This is a genomic window from Streptomyces sp. NPDC000075, from assembly GCF_040301925.1.
In the GTDB taxonomy this organism is placed as follows: Bacteria; Actinomycetota; Actinomycetes; order Streptomycetales; family Streptomycetaceae; genus Streptomyces; species Streptomyces polychromogenes.
In genome coordinates this window covers 38548-61726 of record NZ_JBEPFL010000013.1, presented here as the reverse complement: position 1 = coordinate 61726, position 23179 = coordinate 38548, and the positions used below count along the sequence as shown (strand labels likewise).

At 74.3% G+C, this 23179-nt stretch carries 18 protein-coding genes; 2 read left to right on the top strand and 16 right to left on the bottom strand.

Going from position 1 to position 23179, the window contains the following annotated elements; genetic code table 11:
* Window positions 1-107 precede the first annotated feature (107 nt).
* The 8 genes from tmk to bldG all read right to left on the bottom strand — a co-directional run bounded on the left by tmk (window position 108) and on the right by bldG (window position 12805).
* Window positions 108-3317: a dTMP kinase gene (gene tmk / locus ABT403_RS17350; RefSeq protein ID WP_344169538.1), complete on the bottom strand. Its 3210-nt coding sequence runs from the start codon at window positions 3315-3317 to the stop codon at window positions 108-110.
* Between the two features lie 121 nt (window positions 3318-3438).
* Window positions 3439-6273, bottom strand: a complete 2835-nt coding sequence (gene topA / locus ABT403_RS17345) for a type I DNA topoisomerase (protein ID WP_344169535.1) — start codon at window positions 6271-6273, stop codon at window positions 3439-3441.
* Between the two features lie 267 nt (window positions 6274-6540).
* Window positions 6541-6738 (bottom strand): hypothetical protein, encoded by a 198-nt coding sequence (locus ABT403_RS17340; RefSeq protein WP_045945854.1) that lies wholly within the window; start codon window positions 6736-6738, stop codon window positions 6541-6543.
* A gap of 139 nt (window positions 6739-6877) precedes the next feature.
* Complete coding sequence (locus tag ABT403_RS17335) at window positions 6878-8392, bottom strand: DUF7059 domain-containing protein (protein WP_344169530.1); 1515 nt, start codon at window positions 8390-8392, stop codon at window positions 6878-6880.
* Window positions 8393-8519: 127 nt separating this feature from the next.
* A complete protein-coding gene (locus ABT403_RS17330) occupies window positions 8520-9074 on the bottom strand; it encodes a small secreted protein (protein ID WP_344169527.1) in 555 nt (184 codons plus the stop codon).
* Window positions 9075-9243: 169 nt separating this feature from the next.
* Window positions 9244-11649 (bottom strand): sodium-translocating pyrophosphatase, encoded by a 2406-nt coding sequence (locus ABT403_RS17325; RefSeq protein WP_344169524.1) that lies wholly within the window; start codon window positions 11647-11649, stop codon window positions 9244-9246.
* Between the two features lie 257 nt (window positions 11650-11906).
* Window positions 11907-12347: an ATP-binding protein gene (locus ABT403_RS17320; protein WP_344169521.1), complete on the bottom strand. Its 441-nt coding sequence runs from the start codon at window positions 12345-12347 to the stop codon at window positions 11907-11909.
* Between the two features lie 116 nt (window positions 12348-12463).
* Window positions 12464-12805 (bottom strand): anti-sigma factor antagonist BldG, encoded by a 342-nt coding sequence (gene bldG, locus ABT403_RS17315; RefSeq protein ID WP_049716377.1) that lies wholly within the window; start codon window positions 12803-12805, stop codon window positions 12464-12466.
* 80 nt (window positions 12806-12885) lie between these two features.
* Between bldG and ABT403_RS17310 the strand changes: the two genes are divergently transcribed.
* Complete coding sequence (locus ABT403_RS17310; RefSeq protein ID WP_344169518.1) at window positions 12886-15333, top strand: DEAD/DEAH box helicase; 2448 nt, start codon at window positions 12886-12888, stop codon at window positions 15331-15333.
* Here the strand turns inward: ABT403_RS17310 and ABT403_RS39040 are convergent.
* From ABT403_RS39040 to ssd, 7 genes are all read right to left on the bottom strand, one after another.
* The gene (locus tag ABT403_RS39040) at window positions 15305-15880 is read right to left on the bottom strand and encodes an Rv3654c family TadE-like protein (RefSeq protein WP_425580341.1); all 576 of its coding nucleotides are present in this window, start codon (window positions 15878-15880) and stop codon (window positions 15305-15307) included. The genes ABT403_RS17310 and ABT403_RS39040 overlap by 29 nt on opposite strands.
* Window positions 15877-16254 (bottom strand): TadE family type IV pilus minor pilin, encoded by a 378-nt coding sequence (locus ABT403_RS17300; protein WP_344169515.1) that lies wholly within the window; start codon window positions 16252-16254, stop codon window positions 15877-15879. Before ABT403_RS17300 ends, ABT403_RS39040 begins: the two co-directional genes overlap by 4 nt.
* Window positions 16241-16438 carry a DUF4244 domain-containing protein gene (locus ABT403_RS17295; protein WP_344169512.1) on the bottom strand — a complete coding sequence of 66 codons (198 nt, stop codon included), beginning with the start codon at window positions 16436-16438 and terminating at the stop codon, window positions 16241-16243. Before ABT403_RS17295 ends, ABT403_RS17300 begins: the two co-directional genes overlap by 14 nt.
* Before the next feature lie 87 nt (window positions 16439-16525).
* Window positions 16526-17305 (bottom strand): type II secretion system F family protein, encoded by a 780-nt coding sequence (locus tag ABT403_RS17290; RefSeq protein ID WP_344169509.1) that lies wholly within the window; start codon window positions 17303-17305, stop codon window positions 16526-16528.
* On the bottom strand, window positions 17305-18195 hold the full coding sequence (locus ABT403_RS17285) for a type II secretion system F family protein (RefSeq protein WP_344169506.1): 891 nt from the start codon (window positions 18193-18195) through the stop codon (window positions 17305-17307). The genes ABT403_RS17290 and ABT403_RS17285 overlap by 1 nt, the downstream gene beginning before the upstream one ends.
* Complete coding sequence (locus ABT403_RS17280; protein WP_344169503.1) at window positions 18192-19340, bottom strand: TadA family conjugal transfer-associated ATPase; 1149 nt, start codon at window positions 19338-19340, stop codon at window positions 18192-18194. The genes ABT403_RS17285 and ABT403_RS17280 overlap by 4 nt, the downstream gene beginning before the upstream one ends.
* Window positions 19337-20503, bottom strand: a complete 1167-nt coding sequence (gene ssd / locus ABT403_RS17275; protein WP_344169897.1) for a septum site-determining protein Ssd — start codon at window positions 20501-20503, stop codon at window positions 19337-19339. The genes ABT403_RS17280 and ssd overlap by 4 nt, the downstream gene beginning before the upstream one ends.
* Before the next feature lie 493 nt (window positions 20504-20996).
* Here ssd and ABT403_RS17270 point away from each other — a divergent pair, with 493 nt between their 5' ends.
* Window positions 20997-21863, top strand: coding sequence for an HAD family hydrolase (locus ABT403_RS17270; RefSeq protein ID WP_344169500.1), 867 nt, complete (start codon window positions 20997-20999; stop codon window positions 21861-21863).
* A gap of 408 nt (window positions 21864-22271) precedes the next feature.
* Here the strand turns inward: ABT403_RS17270 and ABT403_RS17265 are convergent, their stop codons facing one another.
* Window positions 22272-23093 (bottom strand): Fic family protein, encoded by an 822-nt coding sequence (locus ABT403_RS17265; RefSeq protein ID WP_344169497.1) that lies wholly within the window; start codon window positions 23091-23093, stop codon window positions 22272-22274.
* Window positions 23094-23179: the final 86 nt, after the last annotated feature.

The following is a 23179-nucleotide window of genomic DNA, read 5'->3' as shown; positions in this document are numbered from 1 at the left end:
CCCACCGCCTTTCACCGTCCGGGGATGCTCCGCACCCGCCTGCTCACATTGTGGCGCGCGCCACCGACAATCCGTCCCCGGCCCGGGGAGCGCCCGCCCGCCTCAGGTCAGCGGCGGCGGCCCCGGCCGCCCTCGTCACCGCGATCACCGCGGTCGTCCCGGTCGTCCCGGTCGTCCCGGTGCGGGCCCAGGAGTTCGTCGGCCAGCGTCGGCAGGTCGTCCATCGGGGTCGCCTCGGCCCAGTCGGAGGGGGCCCGGCGCGGCCGGCCGTCCTCGTCGAAGACGGGCAGCTCACGGGTCACGTCGTTCGCCGAGTCGCGGAAGATCCCCGGCGGCACCCGGTCGGCCGGGGGCTCCTGCGTGTGCGGGGCCGTCGGACGCTCCGCCGGACGGGTCCGCTCGGGGGCCCGGCCCTCGGGCCGTACCGCGGGCAGGACCGCCGTCTCGTCCGACGCGCGCGCCTCGCGGGCGGGGTCGATCTTGGGCACCGGGACGGTCTGGGTGACGTCGTCGGGCCGGACGACCCGGCGCACCACCGGCGTCTCCACCGTGACGGCCTCGTCCGCCGGGAGCGGGTCCTTGCTCATCACGACCTTGGGCGCGGGCGCCCCGGGGGCCTTCGGAGCGGCTGCCGCCGCCGCGGCGGCAGCCGAGGCCTCCGCGAGCTTGCGCGCCTCCTCCGCCCTCAGCAGGGCCTCCTCCGCACGCCGTTGCTTCTCCAGCCGGCGCTCCTCCGCCTCGGCGCGCAGCCGGGCCTCCTCCGCCTCCTGGAGCCGGATCCGCTCCCGCTCGGCGGCCAGGGCCCGCTCCTCGGCCTCCACGCGCAGCCGCTCGGCCTCGGCCCGCTCCCGGGCCTCCTCCTCGGCCTTGCGCCGCTGCTCCTCCGCCTTGCGCCGGGCCTCCTCCGCCCTGCGGGCGGCCTCCTCCTCGGCCAGCCGGCGGGCCTCCGCGGCCTCGCGCTCGGCCTTGATCCGGGCTTCCTCGGCCTCACGCTCGGCCTTCAGCCGCGCCTCCTCGGCCTCCCGGGCCAGCCGGGCCTCCTCCTCGGCCTTCAGCCGGGCTTCCTCCGCCCTGCGCGCGGCCTCCTCCTCGGCCTTGCGCCGGGCCTCCTCCTCGGCGAGCCGGCGGGCCTCCAGCTGCGCGGCGACCTCGGCCTGCGACAGGGGGAGCATGCGGTCCAGGCGGTGGCGCACCACGGTGGTCACGGAGCCGGGGTCCTGGCCGGCGTCGACCACCAGGTAGCGGCCGGGGTCGGCGGCGGCGAGGGTCAGGAAGCCGGCCCGCACCCGCTGGTGGAACTCGGTCGGCTCGGACTCCAGCCGGTCGGGTGCCTCCGTGAACCGCTCGCGCGCGGTCTCCGGGGAGACGTCCAGCAGTACGGTCAGGTTCGGCACCAGGCCGTCCGTGGCCCAGCGGGAGATCCGGGCGATCTCGGTCGGCGACAGGTCGCGCCCGGCGCCCTGGTAGGCCACCGAGGAGTCGATGTAGCGGTCGGAGATGACCACGGCGCCCCGCTCCAGGGCGGGCCGGACGACGGTGTCGACGTGCTCCGCGCGGTCGGCGGCGTACAGCAGGGCCTCGGCGCGGTTGGACAGCCCGGCGGAGGAGACGTCGAGCAGGATCGAACGGAGCCGCTTGCCGACCGGGGTGGCACCGGGCTCCCGGGTCACGACGACCTCGTGGCCCTTGCCCCGTATCCAGTCGGCCAGGGCCTCGGCCTGGGTGGACTTGCCGGCGCCGTCGCCGCCCTCCAGGGCGATGAAGAACCCGGTCGCGGACGGGGCCTGTACGGGGTCCCCGCCGCGCAGCGCCTCGCGCAGGTCGCGGCGCAGCGGTACGCCCCCGCGGTCGTCGGCCTTGGTGAGGACCACCACGGCGGCGGGCAGCAGCAGCGCGCCGGCCAGCATGAGGGTGTAGGCGGCGCCGCCGTGCGAGAGGACGACTCCGCCGCCCGCCAGCCGGTGCGGGCCGATCGCGGCGGCCAGCAGCGGGGCGGCCACCGCCCCGACGGCCACGGCCACCCGGACCACGGCCTGGAGGTGCTCGGTGACCCGGGCCCGGCGGAACTCCTCGGTCTCCTGGTCGAGCAGGGTGTGGCCGGTGTTGGCGGCGACACCGGCGGCGGTGCCCGCGAGCAGCGCCAGGAACAGCACGGTCGCCGTGTCCCGGACCAGCCCGGTCAGCAGCAGCGCCAGCCCGGCGACCGCCATGGCCAGCGCGAGCAGCCGCCGCCGGGACAGCCCGGGCAGCACCTTGCCGGCCTGGTTGGCGCGGATCCCGGCGGCGGTGCCGCCGACGAGGGCGAGCACCAGCAGGGCGTACGAGGACGGTCCGCCGCCCAGGTCGAAGGCCTGCAGCACACCGACGGAGGCGGCGCAGGCCACGGCTCCGGCGACGGCGGCGCAGGCCAGCACGAGCAGCGGGATCGCGCCCGTACGGCCCTTCTCGGGCCGGTCGCCCGCCCGGGGGGCCCGCAGCCCCTCCAGCGGGGAACGCGGCCGCGGGGTCTTCACGGCGGGCAGCGTCAGCGGCAGCAGCAGGGAGACGGACGCGGCGAACAGGCCGGCGGCGACGTACGAGCCGAGCGCCGACTGGTTGGCGGCGAACCAGCCCACGCCCAGGCCGAGGGCCCGCCCCGTCAGGGTCGCGACGAGCAGCGCGGCGGCCGCCACGGGCATCGCCGCGAAGGCCGTGCGCAGGCTGAGACGGCGCAGCGCGTCGAGGTGGTCCGGGAGCGGGCGTACGGTCGCCCCCTCCGGCGGCGGGGCGGGCAGCAGCGCGGGCGCCGCGCTCTCCTTGGCCAGGGTCCACACCCGCTCGGCGGCGCCGGAGACGAAGACGGTGGCCAGCAGGGCGGTCGTGGCGTGCGCCGGGATCCAGTCGAGCCACAGCGGGGCGACGACGAACAGCACGATCCGCAGCCCGTCGGCGCCGACCATCGTCCAGCGGCGGTCCAGCCTGCCGCCGGGGGCGGTGAGCCGGGCCAGCGGGCCGAGCAGGACGGCGCCGAACAGGACGGTGACGAGGACGCGCACCGCGAACACGGCGGCGACGGCGAAGGCGGCGCCCCGGTACCCGCCGCCGAAGAGGCCTCCGGAGGCGGTGGTGACGGTCGCCTGGAGCGTCAGCAGGACGAGGACCAGCAGGGCGAGGGCGTCGCCGATGCCGCTCACCAGCTGGGCGCTCCACAGCCGGCGCAGCCCGGGCGTGCGCACCAGGGCGCGCACCGCTCGCTCGCGGGAGTCCGCGGCCAGGGCTTCGTCGTAGGTGGGGTTCTCGGAGTCGGTCACGACCGTCGGCTGCTCGGCTCGCGTCATCCGCCCAGCCTATCCGCTGCGCCGGGCCGTTGCCGTGGCCTGTGGACAGGGCCCCGTGTGACCCCGCCCGCATCGGTTCGATCGCGGCGGGGCCGGACGGATCCGGCCCCGCCCCTGACCGCTACTCGTCCGCCGGGGCGGCTGCCGCCGCCTTCTTCGCGGCGGCCGTCGTCTTCTTCGCCACCGTCTTCTTCGCGGTGGTCGTCTTCTTGGCGGCGGCCGTCTTCTTCGCCGCCGTGGCCGTGGCCTTCTTGGCCGGGGCCTTCTTCGCCGCGGTGGCCTTCTTCGCCGGGGCCTTCTTCGCCGTCTTCTTCGCCGGCGCCTTCGCCCGCTTCTCCGCGAGCAGCTCGTAGCCCCGTTCCGGCGTGATCGTCTCGACGTCGTCGTCCCGCCGCAGCGTCGCGTTCGTCTCGCCGTCCGTCACGTACGGGCCGAAGCGGCCGTCCTTGACGACCACCGGCTTCTCGCTGACCGGGTCCGTGCCCAGCTCCTTCAGCGGCGGCTTGGCCGCGGCGCGGCCCCGCTGCTTGGGCTGGGCGTAGATCGCGAGGGCCTCGTCCAGGGTGATCGAGAAGAGCTGGTCCTCGGTCTCCAGCGACCGCGAGTCCGTGCCCTTCTTCAGGTACGGGCCGTAGCGGCCGTTCTGGGCCGTGATCTCCACGCCCTCGGCGTCCGCGCCGACGACGCGCGGCAGCGACATCAGCCGCAGGGCGTCGTCGAGGGTGACCGTGTCCAGGGACATGGTCTTGAACAGCGAGGCCGTCCGCGGCTTGACCGCGTTCTTGCCCGTCTTCGGGGTGCCCTCCGGCAGGATCTCCGTCACGTACGGCCCGTAGCGGCCGGCCTTGGCGACGATCTCGTTGCCGCTGACGGGGTCCTTGCCGAGCTGGAAGTCCCCGCTCGGCGCGGCGAGCAGCTCCTGCGCGTGCTCCAGGGTCAGCTCGTCGGGGGCCAGGTCCTCGGGGACGTCGGCCCGCTGGTGACCCTCCTCGCCCTTCTCGCCCTTCTCCACGTACGGCCCGAAGCGGCCGACGCGCAGCACGATGCCGTCGCCGACCGGGAAGGAGGAGATCTCCCGGGCGTCGATCGCGCCGAGGTCCGTGACCAGCTCCTTCAGGCCGCCGAGGTGGTCCCCGTCGGCCGGGACGACCTCGGAGGCGTCCTCGGAGCCGAAGTAGAACCGCTTCAGCCACGGCACGGACTGGGCCTCGCCCCGCGCGATGCGGTCGAGGTCGTCCTCCATCTTGGCGGTGAAGTCGTAGTCGACGAGCCGGCCGAAGTGGGTCTCCAGCAGGTTCACGACGGCGAAGGACAGGAAGGACGGGACGAGCGCCGTGCCCTTCTTGAAGACGTAGCCGCGGTCGAGGATCGTGCCGATGATCGACGCGTACGTCGACGGGCGGCCGATCTCTCGCTCCTCCAGCTCCTTGACCAGCGAGGCCTCGGTGTAGCGGGCCGGGGGCTTGGTCGCGTGGCCGTCGGCGGTGATCTCCTCGGCCGTCAGCGCGTCGCCCTCGACGACCTGCGGCAGCCGGCGCTCACGGTCGTCGAGCTCGGCGTTCGGGTCGTCCGCGCCCTCGACGTAGGCCTTCATGAAGCCGTGGAAGGTGATCGTCTTGCCGGAGGCGCTGAACTCGGCGTCGCGCCCGTCGGCCGCCCGGCCGCCGATCTTCACGGTGACCGAGTTGCCGGTCGCGTCCTTCATCTGGGAGGCGACGGTCCGCTTCCAGATCAGCTCGTACAGGCGGAACTGGTCGCCGGTCAGACCCGTCTCGGCGGGGGTGCGGAAACGATCACCCGAAGGCCGGATCGCCTCGTGCGCCTCCTGCGCGTTCTTGACCTTGCCGGCGTAGACGCGCGGCTTCTCGGGCAGGTAGTCGGCCCCGTAGAGCTGGGTGACCTGCGCCCGGGCCGCCGCCACCGCGGTGTCGGAGAGCGTGGTGGAGTCCGTACGCATGTACGTGATGAAGCCGTTCTCGTACAGCTTCTGCGCCACCTGCATCGTCGCCTTCGCGCCGAAGCCCAGCTTGCGCGAGGCCTCCTGCTGGAGGGTCGTCGTGCGGAACGGGGCGTACGGGGAGCGGCGGTACGGCTTGGACTCGACCGAGCGGACGGCGAAGTCGGCGCCCTGGAGCGCGGCGGCGAGCGCCCGCGCGTTCGCCTCGTCGAGGTGCAGCACCTCGCCCTTGAGCTGCCCGTTCGGCCCGAAGTCGCGGCCCTGTGCGACGCGCTTGCCGTCCACCGTGTTCAGGCGGGCGACCAGGGAGGACGGGTCGGACGCGTCACCGGCGCGGCCGGTGCCGAAGGTGCCGGTGAGGTCCCAGTACTCGGCGGAGCGGAAGGCGATGCGCTCGCGCTCGCGCTCGACGACGAGACGGGTGGCGACGGACTGGACGCGGCCGGCCGACAGCCGCGGCATGACCTTCTTCCACAGGACCGGCGAGACCTCGTAGCCGTAGAGGCGGTCGAGGATGCGGCGGGTCTCCTGGGCGTCGACCATGCGCTGGTTCAGCTCGCGCGGGTTGGCGACGGCGTCCCGGATGGCGTCCTTGGTGATCTCGTGGAAGACCATCCGGTGGACCGGGACCTTGGGCTTGAGGACTTCCTGGAGGTGCCACGCGATGGCTTCGCCCTCGCGGTCCTCATCGGTGGCGAGGAAGAGTTCGTCGGACTCGGCCAGCAGGTCCTTGAGCTTCCTGACCTGGGCCTTCTTGTCGGCGTTGACGACGTAGATCGGCGCGAAGTCGTGCTCGACGTCCACGCCGAGGCGGCGCACCTCGCCGGTGTACTTGTCGGGGACCTCGGCCGCGCCGTTCGGGAGGTCGCGGATGTGCCCGACGCTCGCCTCGACGACGTATCCCGGGCCGAGGTAGCCCTTGATCGTCTTCGCCTTGGCAGGGGACTCGACGATGACGAGTCGGCGGCCGCCCTTTGCGGTCTCGCTAGTCGGGGACAACTTGGCTCTTCTCTCCGGTCGGCACTCGGTCGCGGTACGGCGACGCTGCGGAGTGTGACGGTACAACCCGCCCCCGTGTCAAACGGCACAAGCCCGCAACGGCCACTCGAACGGTAACCCGACAAGTGCCATTTCTGCCGCCCGGATGCCGCGCCGGGCCCCTCCCGGTCACCGGGCCGGGTGGCCCGGGGGCCGTCTGGCCCCGCCCCCGCACCCGTCGCGACGTCGGGTTTCACACACCGGTGGAGATCATCGCCGGTCCGCGCCTCAGAACCGCTGGAGGCACCAGACTCCCAGCGCCAGCGACCCCGCGCCGGCGAGCAGCGCCAGCGGTACGGCCACGGCCGGGCGCACGCCTTCCGCCACCGGCGCGCGGCGGCCGGCGCGCGCCCCCGTCCAGACCAGGAGTGCCGTGCCGAACAGCAGGAACACGCCCGCCGCGAAGACCGCCGGACCGCGTTCCATACCGTTCCCCCTCTGCCCCCGGGCCGCTCGGGGGACCCCCCCGGATCCCCCGCTGCCCGGAGCCTGCCACCCGTGGGGATACGGCGGGCGAACCCCGGGTTACATCACGGGTTCGCCCGCGGCCGGGGCCCGGGAGGGGCTACCGGCCCGGCCCCTGGACGGGCTCCAGGAAGCCCTGCTCGACCAGCATCCGGATCGCCTCGGGGGTCCGGTCCCGCAGCAGGACCGGGTCCTCCTCGACCAGCTGGGCGATCGCGTCGAGGATCCGGCCCGCGCTGAGCGAGCCGTCGCACACCCCGGCGAAGCCCGCGCCGACCGTGTCGACCTTCGTGGCCCGCCGCATACCGCGGTTCTGCCGGAGCACCACGTGCTCGGGGTCCTCCGCGCCGGGCGCGCCGACCTGCTCCTGGACGACCTCCTCGGTCAGCTGGAAGTACCCGGCCAGCAGCGCGGCGTCGTCGTGCTCGCGCAGGTAGTCCTGGCGGGCGAAGTGGGCCAGGACGGTCTCGCCGAGCGGCTGTTCCACCGTGTGCGGCCACTCCTCGACGACGATCGAGGGCTCGGCCACGTCGGTGCGGCGCAGCGTGATCCAGCCGAAGCCGACGGCCTTGGTCTTCCGGGACTCGAACTCGTCGAGCCAGTCCTCGTAACGCGCCGCGTACTCGGCCGGGTCGGTGCGGTGGTCGCCCGCGTCGCGCAGCCACAGCTCGGCGTACTGGGTCACGTCCTGTACGTCACGCTGCACGATCCACGCGTCACATCCGGCCGGGACCCAGGAGCGGACCCGGTCGTGCCAGTCCTCGCCCTCGACGTGCTGCCAGTTGCCGAGGAACTGCGCGAACCCGCCGGGGTTCAGGTGCTCCCCCGCCTGCCGGACCAGGGTCCGGCACAGGTCGTCGCCGCCCATCCCGCCGTCGCGGTACGTGAGCCGGGCGCCGGGGGAGATGACGAAGGGCGGGTTCGACACGATCAGGTCGTACGTGGCGTCGCCGACGGGCTCGAACAGGGACCCGGTGAGCAGCTCGGCCTCCGGCGCCCCGGAGAGCGCCAGCGTCAGCCGGGTGAATTCCAGGGCCCGCGGGTTGACGTCGGTGGCGGTGACCCGGGTGGCGTGCTGGGCGGCGTGCAGGGCCTGGATCCCGGATCCGGTGCCCAGGTCGAGGGCCGTGCCGACGGGGACGCGGACGGTGATCCCGGCCAGGGTGGTGGAGGCCCCGCCGACGCCGAGGACGACCCCCTCCTCGCGGCTCCCGATGCCGCCGGCCCCGCCGACGGCGCAGCCGAGGTCCGAGACGATGAACCAGTCCTCGCCGTCGGGGCCGCCGTACGGGCGTACGTCGACGGTGGCGTGCACCTCGTCGCCCTCACGGCGCAGCCAGCCGTCGTCGAGCGCGGCCCCGACGGGCAGGGCCTCGGCGGCGTGCACGTGGGGCACGGGGCACTGGAGCAGGAACAGCCGGACCAGGGTGGCCAGGGGGCCGTCGCCGTGGCTGCGGGTGGCGCGCAGGGCGGGGACCGTCTCGCTGCGGGCGAGCGCGGCGTAGGCGGGGGCGCCGAGCAGGTCGAGCAGCCCGTCGGCGGTGAATCCGGCGGCGAGGAAGGCTTCGCGGAGCTCGGCGGCACGGTCGGGCTTGGGGAGGCTGGTGGTACTCACACGTCCATTGTGGCCGCTGGCACCGCCGATCCGTACGACCGCCGGGGCGCGACGGGGCCGCCGGGGCCGTCCGGGGTCGCGGCCGCCCCGGACGGCGTACGCCCGCCCGCCCCGCGCGCGGCGGGGGTCACTTGGGCGCGGAGACCTGGCAGCCCTTCTGGGTGTAGATCACCTTCAGGCCCGTCGAGTTGAGCTTCTCCTTGCTCGCGGTCTCGTTGGCCGCGACCTCGGTGAGCCCGCCGGCGACCTGCTGGAGCCCGTCGGCGAACTTCCCCTGGTCCTTGGGGTCGAGCGCGTCGATCTTCGTCTTGAGGTCGGTGTAGCCCTTGGAGATCTCGCCGTAGCTCTTCACGACGGCGTCCTGGGCGGCCTTGCCGTCCTTGACCGGGGCCTCACCGGCCGCCGTCAGGGAGCCGGCCATGCTCTTGTAGGAGTCCGAAAGCGTCTGGAACGCGGCCGAGTCGGTCTTCTGGACCTCCTCCGGCTTGCTGCTCTGCGAGGCGACCCGCTTCAGCTCGTCGTTGGTGTCCTTGATCTTCGTGAGCTGGGGCTCCCACTTGTCGCAGACCTTCTTGGCCCAGGCGTCAGCCTTCTTGTCGCCGTCGTCGTCACCGCCGCAGCCGGACAGCACGAGCATCAGTACCGCACCGCAGGACACCGCGGCCGCAAGCTTCTTGTTCACCGGATTGGTCCCTTCGAAGGCTCTCGGCCGGAAGATACACGCCCGCCTTCCGAGCACACACAAAGGCGGACGGACGGCGCGTCAGTACGCGCCGCCCGTCCGCCGTTCGGGCGCATCCCCGGGCCGGTCGCCCCCGGGGCCGCGGCCCGTCCTCACGGGCTCCGCGAGGTCAGGAGACGACCGCCGGGTCCGCGGACTGGGCCACGCGCTCCGCGGCCGCGTCCCCCGCCTCGTCGTCGCCGACGGCGATGCCGCGGCGCTTGGAGACGTACACCGCGCCGACGATGACGAGCAGCGCGATCGCCGCGACCACGGCGCGTACGGTGGCGCTGGTGTCCGCTCCGTAGCTGAACTGCACGACGGCCGGGGCGATCAGCAGGGCCACCAGGTTCATGACCTTCAGCAGCGGGTTGATGGCCGGGCCGGCGGTGTCCTTGAACGGGTCGCCGACGGTGTCGCCGATGACGACCGCGGCGTGCGCCTCGCTGCCCTTGCCGCCGTGGTGGCCGTCCTCGACGAGCTTCTTCGCGTTGTCCCACGCGCCGCCGGAGTTGGCGAGGAAGACCGCCATCAGGGTGCCGCAGCCGATGGCGCCCGCGAGGAAGGAGCCGAGCGCGCCGACGCCGAGGGTGAAGCCGACCGCGATCGGGGTGAGCACGGCGAGCAGGCCGGGGGTGGCCAGCTCGCGCAGGGCGTCCTTGGTGCAGATGTCCACGACGCGCCCGTACTCGGGCTGCTCGGTGTAGTCCATGATCCCGGGGTGCTCGCGGAACTGGCGGCGCACCTCGTACACGACGGCGCCCGCGGAGCGGGACACGGCGTTGATGGCCAGGCCCGAGAACAGGAACACGACGGCCGCGCCGAGGATCAGGCCGACCAGGTTGTTGGGCTGGGCGATGGCGAGGCTGAGGTTCATCTCGCCGGCCTTGGCGCCGACCGTCTTGACCGCGTTGGTGATGGCGTCGTTGTACGAGCCGAAGAGCGCGGCGGCGGCCAGGACGGCGGTGGCGATGGCGATGCCCTTGGTGATGGCCTTGGTGGTGTTGCCGACGGCGTCGAGGTCGGTGAGGACCTGGGCGCCGGCGCCCTCGACGTCGCCGGACATCTCGGCGATGCCCTGGGCGTTGTCGGAGACCGGGCCGAAGGTGTCCATCGCGACGATGACGCCGACGGTGGTGAGCAGGCCGGTGCCGGCCAGGGCCACCGCGAAGAGCGCGAGCATGATGGACGTGCCGCCGAGCAGGAAGGCCCCGTAGACGCCGAGGCCGATGAGCAGCGCCGTGTAGACGGCGGACTCCAGGCCGACGGAGATGCCGGCGAGGACGACGGTGGCGGGGCCGGTCAGCGAGGTCTTGCCGATGTCCCGGACGGGGCGGCGGTTGGTCTCGGTGAAGTAGCCGGTCAGCTGCTGGATCAGGGCCGCGAGCACGATGCCGATGGCGACGGCGACCACGGCCAGGATGCGCGGGTCCCCGTCGTGGCCCAGGATCGTCGCGTCCTCGACCCCGGTGAGCTCCTTGTAGGTGGCCGGGAGGTAGGCGTAGACGGCGACGCCGACGAGCACCAGGGAGATCACGGCGGAGATGAAGAAGCCGCGGTTGATCGCCGTCATCCCGCTGCGGTCGGAGCGGCGGGGGGCCACCGCGAAGATGCCGATCATGGCGGTGATGACGCCGATGGCGGGCACGATCAGCGGGAAGGCGAGGCCGAGGTCGCCGAAGGCGGCCTTGCCGAGGATGAGGGCGGCCACCAGGGTGACGGCGTAGGACTCGAAGAGGTCGGCCGCCATCCCCGCGCAGTCGCCGACGTTGTCGCCCACATTGTCGGCGATGGTCGCGGCATTGCGCGGATCGTCCTCCGGAATGCCCTGCTCGACCTTGCCGACCAGGTCGGCGCCCACGTCGGCGGCCTTGGTGAAGATGCCGCCGCCCACGCGCATGAACATCGCGATGAGCGCGGCGCCGAGGCCGAAGCCCTCCAGCACCTTGGGGGCGTCGGCGGCGTAGACGAGCACGACGCAGGAGGCGCCGAGCAGGCCGAGGCCGACGGTGAACATGCCGACCACGCCGCCCGTGCGGAAGGCGATCTTCATGGCCTTGTGGGCGACGTCGGTCAGGTCCTTGGCGGGTTCGCCCTCGGCGGGGGTGGCCTCGCGGGCGGCCGCCGCGACGCGGACGTTGGCACGGACCGCGAGGCGCATGCCGATGTAGCCGGTGGTGGCCGAGAAGAGGGCGCCGACCAGGAAGAAGGCGGAGCGCCCGGAGCGCTGCGTCCAGTCGTCGGCGGGGAGCAGGAAGAGCAGGAAGAAGACCACGACGGCGAAGATGCCGAGGGTGCGCAACTGGCGGCCCAGATAGGCGTTCGCGCCCTCCTGCACCGCCGCGGCGATCTTCTTCATGCTGCTGGTGCCCTCGTCGGCCGCGAGGACCTGGCGGACCAGGATCTGCGCGACGACGAGTGCGGCCAGTGCGATGCCCGCGATGACGAACACGATGAGCCGGTTGTCATCCGTGAGTACTGCGGCCGCCAGATCACCGGCGTGATCCGCGGCATTGGGGGTGAAGAGCCCCGTCATTCGTCCTCCTTGACGTGATGAGCTCAAGATGTGGACGGATTGTAGGGAGCGCGCCCTGATCAAAACAGTGGGCGTGAAACGGAATTGGCGCGCTCTTGCTCCTCAGCAATAGATCACGTCACTCCTTTACCCCCGAAAGAAGTAATGGGACAAAGGCATTGACGGTTGATCAGCGATCTAGAGGATTTCCCGGGAAATGGAAAAGGCCCTGCTCAGCAGGGCCTTGATAAAGATCGGAAGATAGGACGGGCGCGGGCTTACGGAAGATCGGAGACCCCGGTGACGGGCCACCGCATCCGGATCGTTCCGCCCGATTCCCCACTGGTCACGGAGACGTCGTCGACGAGCCCGCTGATCACGGCGAGGCCCATCTCGTCCTCGCCGTCGGCATCCGGGTCCAGGGCCGCGTCCATGCCGGGCACCGGCTCGGAGGAGCCGCCGGCCGGTCCGGGCACCTCGTCGCCGACCTCGATGGAGAACAGCTTCTCCTCCTCGGTCAGCACCACCCTGACGGGCGCGGTCAGCCCGTTGCTGCGGTGCAGTCCGACGGCACGCGAACAGGCCTCTCCCACGGCGAGGCGGACCTCGTCGAGGACGGCTTCCTCCACCCCCGCCCGGCGCGCCACGGCGGCGGCGACGAGGCGGGCCGTGCGGACGTGTTCGGGCTGGGCGCTGAATCGCAGTTCAACGGTGGCCATGTGCGTCCCCCTCGGACTACAGGCATGCCTTGACAGGGGCCCGGACCACCGCGTGGTCCGGTACCCCCTGCTCCTCATCGGCTCCCGCGCCGCCGGGCGGCGCTCGCCGGGAGCCGTCAGTCGGTGGCGCTGACGGCGTCGTCCACAGAGGTGTGGATCGGGAACACCTTCGTCAGACCGGTGATCCGGAAGATCTTCAGGATGCGCTCCTGGTTGCAGACCAGACGCAGCGAGCCCTCGTGCGCGCGGACGCGCTTGAGGCCTCCCACGAGCACACCGAGGCCGGTGGAGTCGAGGAAGTCCACTCGCTCCATGTCGACGACCAGGTGGTAGCTGCCGTCGTTCACCAACTCCACCAACTGCTCGCGCAGCTTGGGCGCGGTATACACATCAATCTCGCCACCGACCTCTACGACCGTGCGGTCGCCGACAGTGCGAGTCGACAGGGACAGGTCCACGGATCCTCCAGCACCTTGCTATCGAGCGGCGCCCCCCAGGGGCCTCCCACCCGAAGGTAGGGGAGGGATCGGCTGCCGCGATGGCATTCAATCACTTACCGGCAGGCGCGCACGACGCCTTGAGCCCATTGTCCCGCACGCCGGTGACACACTCGGTTCCAATGGCCAACACTCATCGCCCCGGTCCGGCCACGGCACCGGCGGACCCACGACCCACCCCCGGCACCGTTCTGGACCGCCTGTCACGGGGGCCTTCCCGGGCTGCGCGCATCACCCATACGGAGCACTTGCCCCCTCGGGAGGGCCGTCATGCGGTCTGGCCGCACCGGGTCCGAACGGATGTGGTGGCCGCGATCCGGGCCGCCGGGATCGAACATCCCTGGGCACACCAGGCCGCGGCCGCCGAGCACGCCCTGGACGGCGAGTCCGTGGTGATCGCCACCGGAACCGCCTCGGGCAAGTCCCTGGCGTACCTGGCCCCCGTGCTCTCCGCCCTCGCCGACGGCGCCGAGGCGCCGAACGGCCGGGGTGCGACCGCCCTCTACCTGGCTCCGACCAAGGCTCTGGCCGCCGACCAGCGGCGGGCCGTGCGGGAGCTGGCCGCCCCCCTCGGGAACGCCGTGCGACCGGCCGTGTACGACGGGGACACGCCCGTCGAGGAACGCGAGTGGGTGCGCCAGTACGCCAACTACGTGCTGACCAACCCCGACATGCTCCACCGCGGCATCCTGCCCTCCCATCCCCGCTGGTCCTCCTTCCTGAAGGCCCTGCGCTACGTGGTCGTCGACGAGTGCCACAGCTACCGGGGGGTCTTCGGCTCCCACGTCGCCCAGGTGCTGCGGCGGCTGCGCCGGCTGTGCGCCCGCTACGGCTCCGAGCCGGTGTTCCTGCTGGCCTCGGCGACGGCCGGCGACCCGGCGACCGCCGCCTCCCGGCTGACCGGGGTCCCCGTGACCGGGATCACCGACGACGCCTCCCCGCGCGGCGAGGTCGTCTTCGCCCTGTGGGAGCCGCCGCTGACCGACCTGAAGGGCGAGAAGGGCGCCCCGGTGCGCCGCACGGCGACGGCGGAGACCGCCGACCTGCTGACCGACCTGGTGGTCCAGGGAGTCCGCACAGTGGCCTTCGTCCGCTCCCGGCGCGGCGCGGAGCTGATCTCCGTGATCGCCCAGGAGCGGCTGGCCGAGGTCGACCGGTCCCTGCCCCGGCGGGTCGCGGCCTACCGGGGCGGCTACCTGCCCGAGGAGCGCCGCGCCCTGGAGCGGGCCCTGCACTCCGGGGAGCTGCTCGGGCTGGCCGCCACCACGGCCCTGGAGCTCGGCGTGGACGTGTCCGGCCTGGACGCCGTCCTGATCACCGGCTATCCCGGCACCCGGTCCTCGCTGTGGCAGCAGGCCGGGCGCGCCGGCCGCTCGGGGCAGGGGGCCCTGGCGGTGCTGATCGCCCGCGACGACCCGCTGGACACCTACCTCGTCCACCACCCCGAGGCCCTCTTCCGGCAGCCGGTGGAGGCCACCGTGCTCGATCCCGACAACCCCTACGTCCTGGCCCCGCACCTGTGCGCGGCCGCCGCCGAGCTGCCCCTGACCGAAGCCGACCTGGATCTCTTCGGCCCGTCGGCGGCGGGGCTGATGCCCCAGCTGGAGGCGGCGAAGCTGCTGCGGCGGCGGACCGCCGCCTGGCACTGGACCCGCCGGGAGCGGGCCTCGGACCTGGCCGACATCCGCGGCGGCGGGGGCCGCCCGGTGCAGATCGTCGAGGCCGGGACCGGCCGGCTGCTGGGCACCGTCGACGAGTCCGCCTCCCACACCGCCGTCCACGACGGCGCCGTCCACCTCCACCAGGGCCGCACCTACCTGGTGCGCCACCTGGACCTGGAGGAGTCCGTGGCCCTGGTCGAGGAGGCCGACCCGCCCTTCTCCACGACGGCCCGCGACACCACCTCGATCTCCATCCTGGAGACCGAGACCGAGGTCCCCTGGGGTGCGGCCCGGCTCTGCTACGGCTCGGTCGAGGTCACCAACCAGGTCGTGTCCTACCTGCGCCGCAAGCTGATCACCGGCGAGGTCCTCGGCGAGGCCAAGCTGGACCTGCCGCCCCGCACCCTGCGCACCCGGGCCGTGTGGTGGACGGTCACCGAGGACCAGCTCGACCAGGCCCGGATCAACCCGGAGATCCTCGGCGGCGCCCTGCACGCCGCCGAGCACGCCTCCATCGGCCTGCTCCCGCTGTTCGCCACCTGCGACCGCTGGGACATCGGCGGGGTCTCCGTCCCGCTGCACCCGGACACCCTGCTGCCCACGGTGTTCGTGTACGACGGCCACCCGGGCGGCGCGGGCTTCGCGGAGCGGGCCTTCCAGACGGCCCGGGAGTGGCTGACGGCCACCCGGGACGCCATCGCCGCCTGCGAGTGCGAGGCGGGCTGCCCCTCCTGCATCCAGTCCCCCAAGTGCGGCAACGGCAACGACCCCCTCCACAAACGCGGCGCGATCCGCCTCCTCACCCGCCTCCTGACCCCACCCCCCTGACCCCCGGCCCCGGCGGCGCGGCGCCGGGAGACGCGGGCGCCAAGAGGCGACCCGCAGCCGGCAGACCGGCGGCAGACGTACCTGCGGCCCACGTGCCCGCTGCCGACGTGTCTCCCGCCGGCGGGCCCGGGCCGCCCATCGGCGCGGTCGCCGGAGCCGCCGGTGCCGGGGCCGTCGGCGCCGGTGCCGGGCCGTCCGGCGGCGGGCTGTGCCGTGGTGCGGCCGGCGGGCCGGCGCGGGACCGGACCGCTGGGGCGAAGGGCCCGGCCCGGACGGCCGCCGTGACCTCGGCCACCTCGCCCCCGACGCCGCACCGGGCCACCACCGCCCCCTGGGCCGCCGCCACCCGCCCGGCCGCCGCACAGGCGGCCTGCGGGCCGTGCGCCCAGGTGGCGGCCGCCGCGAGGGCCGCCAGGTCCGCTGCGGCACCCGCCCGGTGCCGGGCCACCACCGCCTGCCCGAGCAGCAGCACGCCCCCGAACACGGCCACCAGCGCCGTGGCCACCACGGCGGCCCACACCGTCGCGGAACCCCGGTCCCGGCTCACGGCGGCGGCCCCACGCTGTCCTCGGCCAGGGCCACCGCCCGCGCCCCGATCCGCACCGGCAGCCCGGCCGGCCCGGGGGCGGGCGCCGCCACCCGCACCCGCCACAGGTCGCCGGACCGCTCCACCTCCACCTCCGCCCCCGGCGGGGCGGCCTGCCGGGCGGCCGCCAGCACCGCCCCCGCCGGCTCCGACCGGGCCGCCGCCCGGGCACCGGCCCGGGCGGCGTCCACACACCGGATCTGCGCGGCCGCCGCCATCAGCGCCCACACCAGCAGCGCAGCGAACAGCACCAGGGCCGGAATGACGAGTGCCGCCTCGGCCGTCACATAGCCCCGGTCCGCGATCGCCGGGGACTTTCGCTCAGAAGGGCGCATCGAGCGCCTTCCCGATGGTCGACTGAAGGGCCGCGGAGACCACGTCACTCGTCACCACCTTGTACAGAACGGCGGCGAACGCACAGGCCGCGATGGTGCCCATGGCGTATTCCGAGGTCGACATTCCCGCGTCGCCCCCGCGACCGCTCACGGCCGCCCGCAGCCGAAACCAGATGATCCTCATGACAACCTCCTGTGGGATTACGTTCTTGATGTGATTTCAGGTTTTGATTCCGGAACTCCGTAACGCGGCCCGGAGGACTCCGGGCTTTCAGCCGGCCGACAGCAGACCCGAGGCCATTCCGATCACCACGGGCGCCACCCCCACCGCGAGGAACGCGGGCAGGAAGCACAGCCCCACCGGCGCGGTGACGAGCACCGCGGCCCGTTGCGCCCGGGCCTGGGCCCGACGGGAGCGGTCCGCCCGCAGGGCCGCCGCCAGCCGGGAGACCGGTTCCGCCGCCGGCGCCCCCGTCCGCGCGGCGCGCTCCAGACACTCCGCCAGCCCCCGGGCCCCGGGTATGCCCGCCAACCTCCCCCACGCCGCGCCCGGTTCACCGCCGAGCCGCAGCTCCGCCCCGGCGAGAGCCAGCCGCTCCCCCACCGGCCCGCCCAGCGACTCCCCCACCACCTCGGCCGCCTCCACCGGGCCCGCCCCCGCCGCCAGACAGGCGGCCAGCAGGTCCCCCGCGAACGGCAACTGCCGCTCGGCCTCCCGCGGATCGACCCCGGCGGCCGGCCTGTGCCGGGCCGACCACCACCTCACCCCGGCCGCGGCGGCGCACCCGGCCGACAGCCCCGGCACACCGCCGATCAGCACCCAGCCCGCCAGCAGCGCCCCGGCCGGCCCCGCCCAGGCGACGACCGCCGCCCGCACCCGGTGGCTCCGTACCGGCCCGCCCCGCGCCGGCCCCGCCGGCCCGAAGACCGCCGCGAGCCTGCGCCGGGCGGCCCGCCGCCCCAGTCGCGCCGCGACCGCCGACGCCAGGCACCAGACCGCCGCCGCCAGGCAGAGCACCGTCCCCAGCCTGTGGACCGCCGGCCCGCTCATCACCGCTCCCCCGTCCGTACGATCCGCCGGCACCACAGCAGCCCCAGTGCCTCCAGCACCCCGCCCGCCGCCAGGCAGCCCCACCCCACGGGGGAGTGCAGCAGCACCTTCAGCGGATCCGCGCCGAGCGCGGTCCCCATCAGCAGCCCCACCAGCGGCAGCAGCGCGAGCACCACCGTCGTCGACCGCGCCCCCGCCAGCTGGGCGCGCAGCGACTCCTTCCGGTCCCGCTCGGCCCGCAGGGCGCCTTCCAGCCGGTCCAGCCCGGCCGCCAGGCCGGCGCCTCCGTCCACCGAGACCCGCCAGCAGGCCGCCATCCCGGCCAGCCCCTCCGCGCCCGGCTCCCGCGCCGCCTCATGGAGGGCGGCGGCCACGTCGCCGCCGAAGGTGGCGGCGGCCAGCACGGCCGCCTCCGCCGGGCCCGGGCCCGGGCCCCCGGGGGCGTCCGCCGTACGCCGTATCGCGGCCGTCAGCGCCTGCCCGGGCTGCGCACCGGCCCGCAACTCGCCGACCACGGCCCCGCACAGCGCCACCACCCCGGCGGCCCGGGCCTCCCGCGCCCGCTCGCGCTCCCGGGCCCGCAGCCACCGGCGCAGCAGCGGCACCGAGGCCGCCCCCAGCACCAGCGGAATCACCGACCCGCCCAGTAGGGCGACCACCAGACCGGCCGCGAGACCGGCCCACTCCCGCCACCGCGAGGCCCGCGCCCGCACCCCGGCCGCCAGCCGCCACCCGGGCGACGGCCCGGCACGCTCGACGGGGACTCCCCCGGCCAGCACCAGCCGGGCCCGGCGGGCCGCCCCGTCTCCCCCGGCCAGCCCCCAGGCGGCCGCCCCGGCGCAGAGCACCCCGGCGAACACCGGCACCGACCCGAGCGCCCCGGCGTTCACCGCGCACCCCGCAGTAGCGGGCCGAGCCGCTCCCAGCCCCGCTCCCGTACGAAACCGCGCGCGCCCCAGCGCAGCGCGGGCACGGTCACGACGAGCCCCGCCGGATCCCGCTCCAGGACATGGACCTCGGCCACCTTCCGGCGCCCCGACCGGTCCCGGGCCAGATGGACCACGAGGGTCAGCGCCGCCGCTAACTGGCTGTGCAGGGCGGCCCGGTCGAGTCCGGCGGCGGTGCCGAGCGCCTCCAGCCGGGCGGGCACGTGCTCGGCGGCGTTGGCGTGCACGGTGCCGCAGCCCCCTTCGTGGCCGGTGTTCAGGGCGGCCAGCAGGTCAGCCACCTCGGCGCCCCGCACCTCGCCGACGACCAGCCGGTCGGGGCGCATCCGCAGGGCCTGGCGGACCAGGTCGGCCAGGGTGACCAGCCCCGCGCCCTCCTGGTTCGCGGGCCGGGTCTCCAGCCGCACCACATGGGGGTGGTCCGGCCTCAGTTCGGCGGAGTCCTCGGCCAGCACGATCCGTTCGGCGGGACCGACCAGGCCGAGCAGGGCGCTGAGGAGGGTGGTCTTGCCCGTGCCCGTGCCACCCGAGACGAGGAAGGACAGCCGGGCCTCGACCATCGCCCGCAGCAGCCGCTGCCCGCCCGGCGGCAGGGTCCCGGCGGCGACCAGCTCGTCGAGCGTGAACGCCTTGGGCCGCACCACCCGCAGCGACAGGCACGCCGACCCGACGGCCACCGGCGGGAGGACGGCGTGCAGCCGGGTGCCGTCCGGCATGCGGGCGTCCACCCAGGGCCGGGCGTCGTCCAGCCGCCGCCCCGCGACGGCGGCCAGCCGCTGGGCCAGCCTGCGCACGGCATCGGCGTCGGCGAAGGTCACCGCCGTCAACTCCAGCCCGCCGCCCCGGTCCACCCACACCCGGTCCGGGGCGGCCACCAGCACATCGGTGACGCCGGGGTCGTCGAGCAGCCGCTCCAGCGGGCCCGCACCGACCAGTTCGGACCTCAATTCGGCGGCCGCGCCCAGTACTTCCGCGTCCCCGAGCAGTCGGCCCTGCGCCCGCAGGGCCGCCGCGACCCGGGCCGGCGTGGGCTCCGCGCCGCTCTCGGCCAGCCGCCGGCGCACGGCGTCGAGCAGAACCGCGCTCATGCCGGCACCCCCTGCGCCGGGCCGAGGGCCCGCTGCCAGAACCCGTCGCAGAACCGGGCCAACGCGCCCCGCGCACCCGGCGGTTCCCCTTCGGCCACTCGCCCCGGGAGCCCCACCTCCACCGGCACCTCGCCGGCCAGCGGCGCCCCCAGCAGCCCCGCGACGGCGTCGGCGTCGAGTCCCTGGCGGCAGCGGCCCCGCACGACGACGCGGACGTCCCGGGCCACCATCCGCACTCCGGCGGCGACCCGGCCCGCCGCGGCCACGGACCGCAGCTCGCCCGGGACCACGAGCAGGACGAGGTCCAGCTGGGCCAGCACCTCCGCCACGGCCTCGTCGACCCGCCGGGGCAGGTCCACCACGACCACCCCGCCCCTGCGCCGGGCGGCGGCCACGACGGACCGCATCGCGGCGGGCGGGACCACCACCCGGTCGCCCCGGTCCCAGCTCAGCACCCGCAGTGCGTGCAGTTCGGGCAGGGACTCCTCCAGCGCCCCGGCCCCAACCCGGCCGCGCGAGGCGGCGAAGTCCGGCCAGCGCAGCCCCTCGGCGCCCTCACCGCCGAGCAGGACGTCCATGCCGCCGCCGAGGGGGTCTCCGTCGATGAGGACGGTGCGCTCCCCGGCGCGGGCGGCGCGGAGCGCGAGGGCGCAGGCGAGGGTGGAGGCCCCGGCGCCGCCGCTGCCCCCGATGACCCCGACGGTGAGGGCGGGCCGTCCCGCCCCTTCGACCACGTCGGCGAGGCGGTCCACGAGCCGGTTCTCGGCTTCGGGCAGCCGCAGCACCTCCTCGGCGCCGATCCCCACCGCACGCTGCCAGACGAAGGGGTCGTCGAGGTCCCGGCCGACGAGGAACACCCCGTCCCGCCGCGGCGCCCCGCGCACCCGGCGGGCGGCGTCGTCCCCGACGAGGACGAGCGGGGCGGTGTCCCAGCCGACGCCCGCCCGAGAGCCGGCGACGCCGGCGTCACCCCCGCCACCGGAGTCACCACCGGCTCCGCTTTGCTCCGGCACCGCGTGGTGCACGTGCGGCTCGGCGCCCGCGGCGGCACACAGCCGCAGCAGGTCGTCCAGGAGCAGCGGGTCCTCGGTGATGATCAGCGGCCGCCCGCCACCGGCCCCCGCCCCCGCGGCACGGGCGGCAGGCCCGCTCCCACCCGCCACGACGGGCCCCAGCGCTTCACACGACTTCGATCCAGCCACGATCTCCGCCCCCTTCTCCCTGCAAATCCACACGCCGCGGACTTCGCGGCTGGAATCACGGTGGAGGCATCCGGAAAAAGAAGTGGATCTTGCTGGAAAACTGTGGACGAGAAGGCGCCTGTGAATATCTTCGCCACCCAGCCGGGTGAGTTCCGGAGTGCGGCGGAACGACTACGCAGCGTTACGCGTCGGAGGGGGTGAGGGCCTGCGCCGTGCGGGCCCGCCGAAGAGGAAGGGCCGGGAAGATGTCCGTCGGAGCACCGGGATGGGGGGCGCAAACCGCGTCCGGACATGCGACGACCCCCGCCGGGGGGGAGAGCGGGGGTCGTCCCCACGGTCCGACTCGGGGGGGGGAGGAGTCAGACCGGGTTAGCACGGTCGCGAACGATCCGTGACTTCCATGGTGTACCCGAGAGCCTTCTCAGGCAAACCCACGCGCCACACCTTACGCCGAATGGTGGGCGCATATGCTCGGTGCGTGGAAAATCAGCCCTTGCCGCACTCCTCGCCTCGGACCGCCGCCTTCTTCGACCTGGACAAGACGGTCATTGCGAAGTCCAGCGCCCTGACGTTCAGCAAGTCCTTCTACCAGGGCGGCCTGATCAACCGGCGGGCCGTTCTGCGGACCGCGTACACCCAGTTCATCTTCCTGGCCGGCGGCGCCGACCACGACCAGATGGAGCGGATGCGCGAGTACCTGTCCGCCCTCTGCAAGGGGTGGAACGTCCGGCAGGTGCGGGAGATCGTCGCCGAAGCGCTGCACGACCTCATCGACCCGATCATCTACGACGAGGCCGCCTCCCTCATCGAGGCCCACCACACCGCAGGCCGTGACGTGGTGATCGTGTCCAGCTCCGGCGCCGAAGTCGTCGAGCCCATCGGCGAGATGCTCGGCGCGGACCGGGTCGTCGCCACCCGCATGGTGGTCGGCGAGGACGGCTGCTTCACCGGGGAGATCGAGTACTACGCCTACGGCCCGACGAAGGCGGAGGCCGTGCGGGAGCTCGCCGAGTCCGAGGGCTACGACCTCGCGCGGTGCTACGCGTACAGCGACTCCATCACCGACGTACCGATGCTGGAGGCCGTCGGGCATCCGCACGCGGTCAATCCCGACCGGGCCCTGAGGCGCGAGGCGGTCGCGCGGGAGTGGCCGGTACTGGTGTTCAGCAAGCCGGTACGGCTGAAGCAGCGGCTGCCCGGCCTGTCCGTGCCCGCGCGGCCCGCGCTCGTCGCCGCCGTGGCGGTCGGTGCCGCCGCCGCCACCGCCGGGCTGGTCTGGTACGCGAGCCGCCGGCGGGCGACCGCTCTCGCATCGGCCTGAGCCGCAGGAGACTTGCCCCGACCTGGGGCGATACGGGGTGTCCGAATAGCCCTGGATCGCCCCGGAAAGTAAAGAACCCGGGCCAGGGGTTTCACTCCGCTCCGAAGCGAGGTACAAAGGAGTCACGGCCCGCGAGACCAAAGAACATCCGAGAGGATCATCTTTAAAACGCAGTAAGGCCCACGGACCGAAGCAGGAACGCCGAGCACCCACGCGACGTCGACCCGTCGATTACGGGCCAGCCGCACCAGGCCACGGGCAAAGTACCCGGCCTGATGGGCAACATCGAGGACGCTTGGTAACTGGGCGTGAATGCCAGCGGCGACACCAGAGCAGTACGGTGTCGCCGCAACCCTTTGTCCGGGCCCGTACCGGCCGTACGGGCCGCGCCGGCCCTACCGGCCGGGCCTATGCCGCTCCGCGCTGGAGCGCCTCGCACACCGCCGTCGACTCGCGTGCGCCGAGCTCGACCGCGCGGCCGCAGTGCGCGATCCAGGCCGCCATCCCCTCCGCGCTGCCGGACACGTAGCCCTTGAACGCCTCCAGGTAGGCCTGCGCCCCCTGTTCGGCGTGACCGACCTCCGCCGGGCAGATCGCCTTCGGGTCCAGGCCGCTGTTGATCAGCACGATCCGCTCCGCGGCCCGCGCCACCAGGCCGTTGTACGAGGCGAAGGGCCGCAGCGCCAGCAGTTCGCCGTGCACCACCGCCGCCGTCACCAGGGCCGGTGCCGACCCGCCCGCGATGACCACCCGGGACAGCCCGTCGAGCCGGCCCGCCACCTCGTCGGCGTCCGGGAGCGGGAGGTCCACCAGGGGCTCGTCCACCGGTTCACCGGCCAGCCTCGGACGGCCCACCACGTCCCCCGCCTCGGCCCTGCCGGACGCGACCAGGTGCAGCCGGGCGAGCACGCGCATCGGGGACTGCCGCCAGATGCTCAGCAGCTGGCCGCCCTCCGCCGTCAGACGCAGCGCCGCGCCGACCGTCAGCGCCTCCGGGTCCGCGCCGAAGTCGGTCCGCCGGCGCACCTCCTCCAGCGCCCAGTCGGCCCCCGACAGCGCCGCACTGCCCCGGGCGCCGCGCAGCGCGGCCTCCGAGGTGATCTCCCCGCCGCGCCGGCGCATGACCCGGTGCCCGTAGACCCGGTCCACGGCGTTGCGTACGGATTCCACGGACTCGGCGACGCCCGGGAGGGCACCCAGGGCCGCCAGCGGGTCGGAAGCGCTACTCATAAGTAGGGAGCCTACGCACTGCGGGCCCATAGCACCGACCCCTCCTTGGAGTGGTCTTCTTCACTCACCTTGACCACACCCCGCTG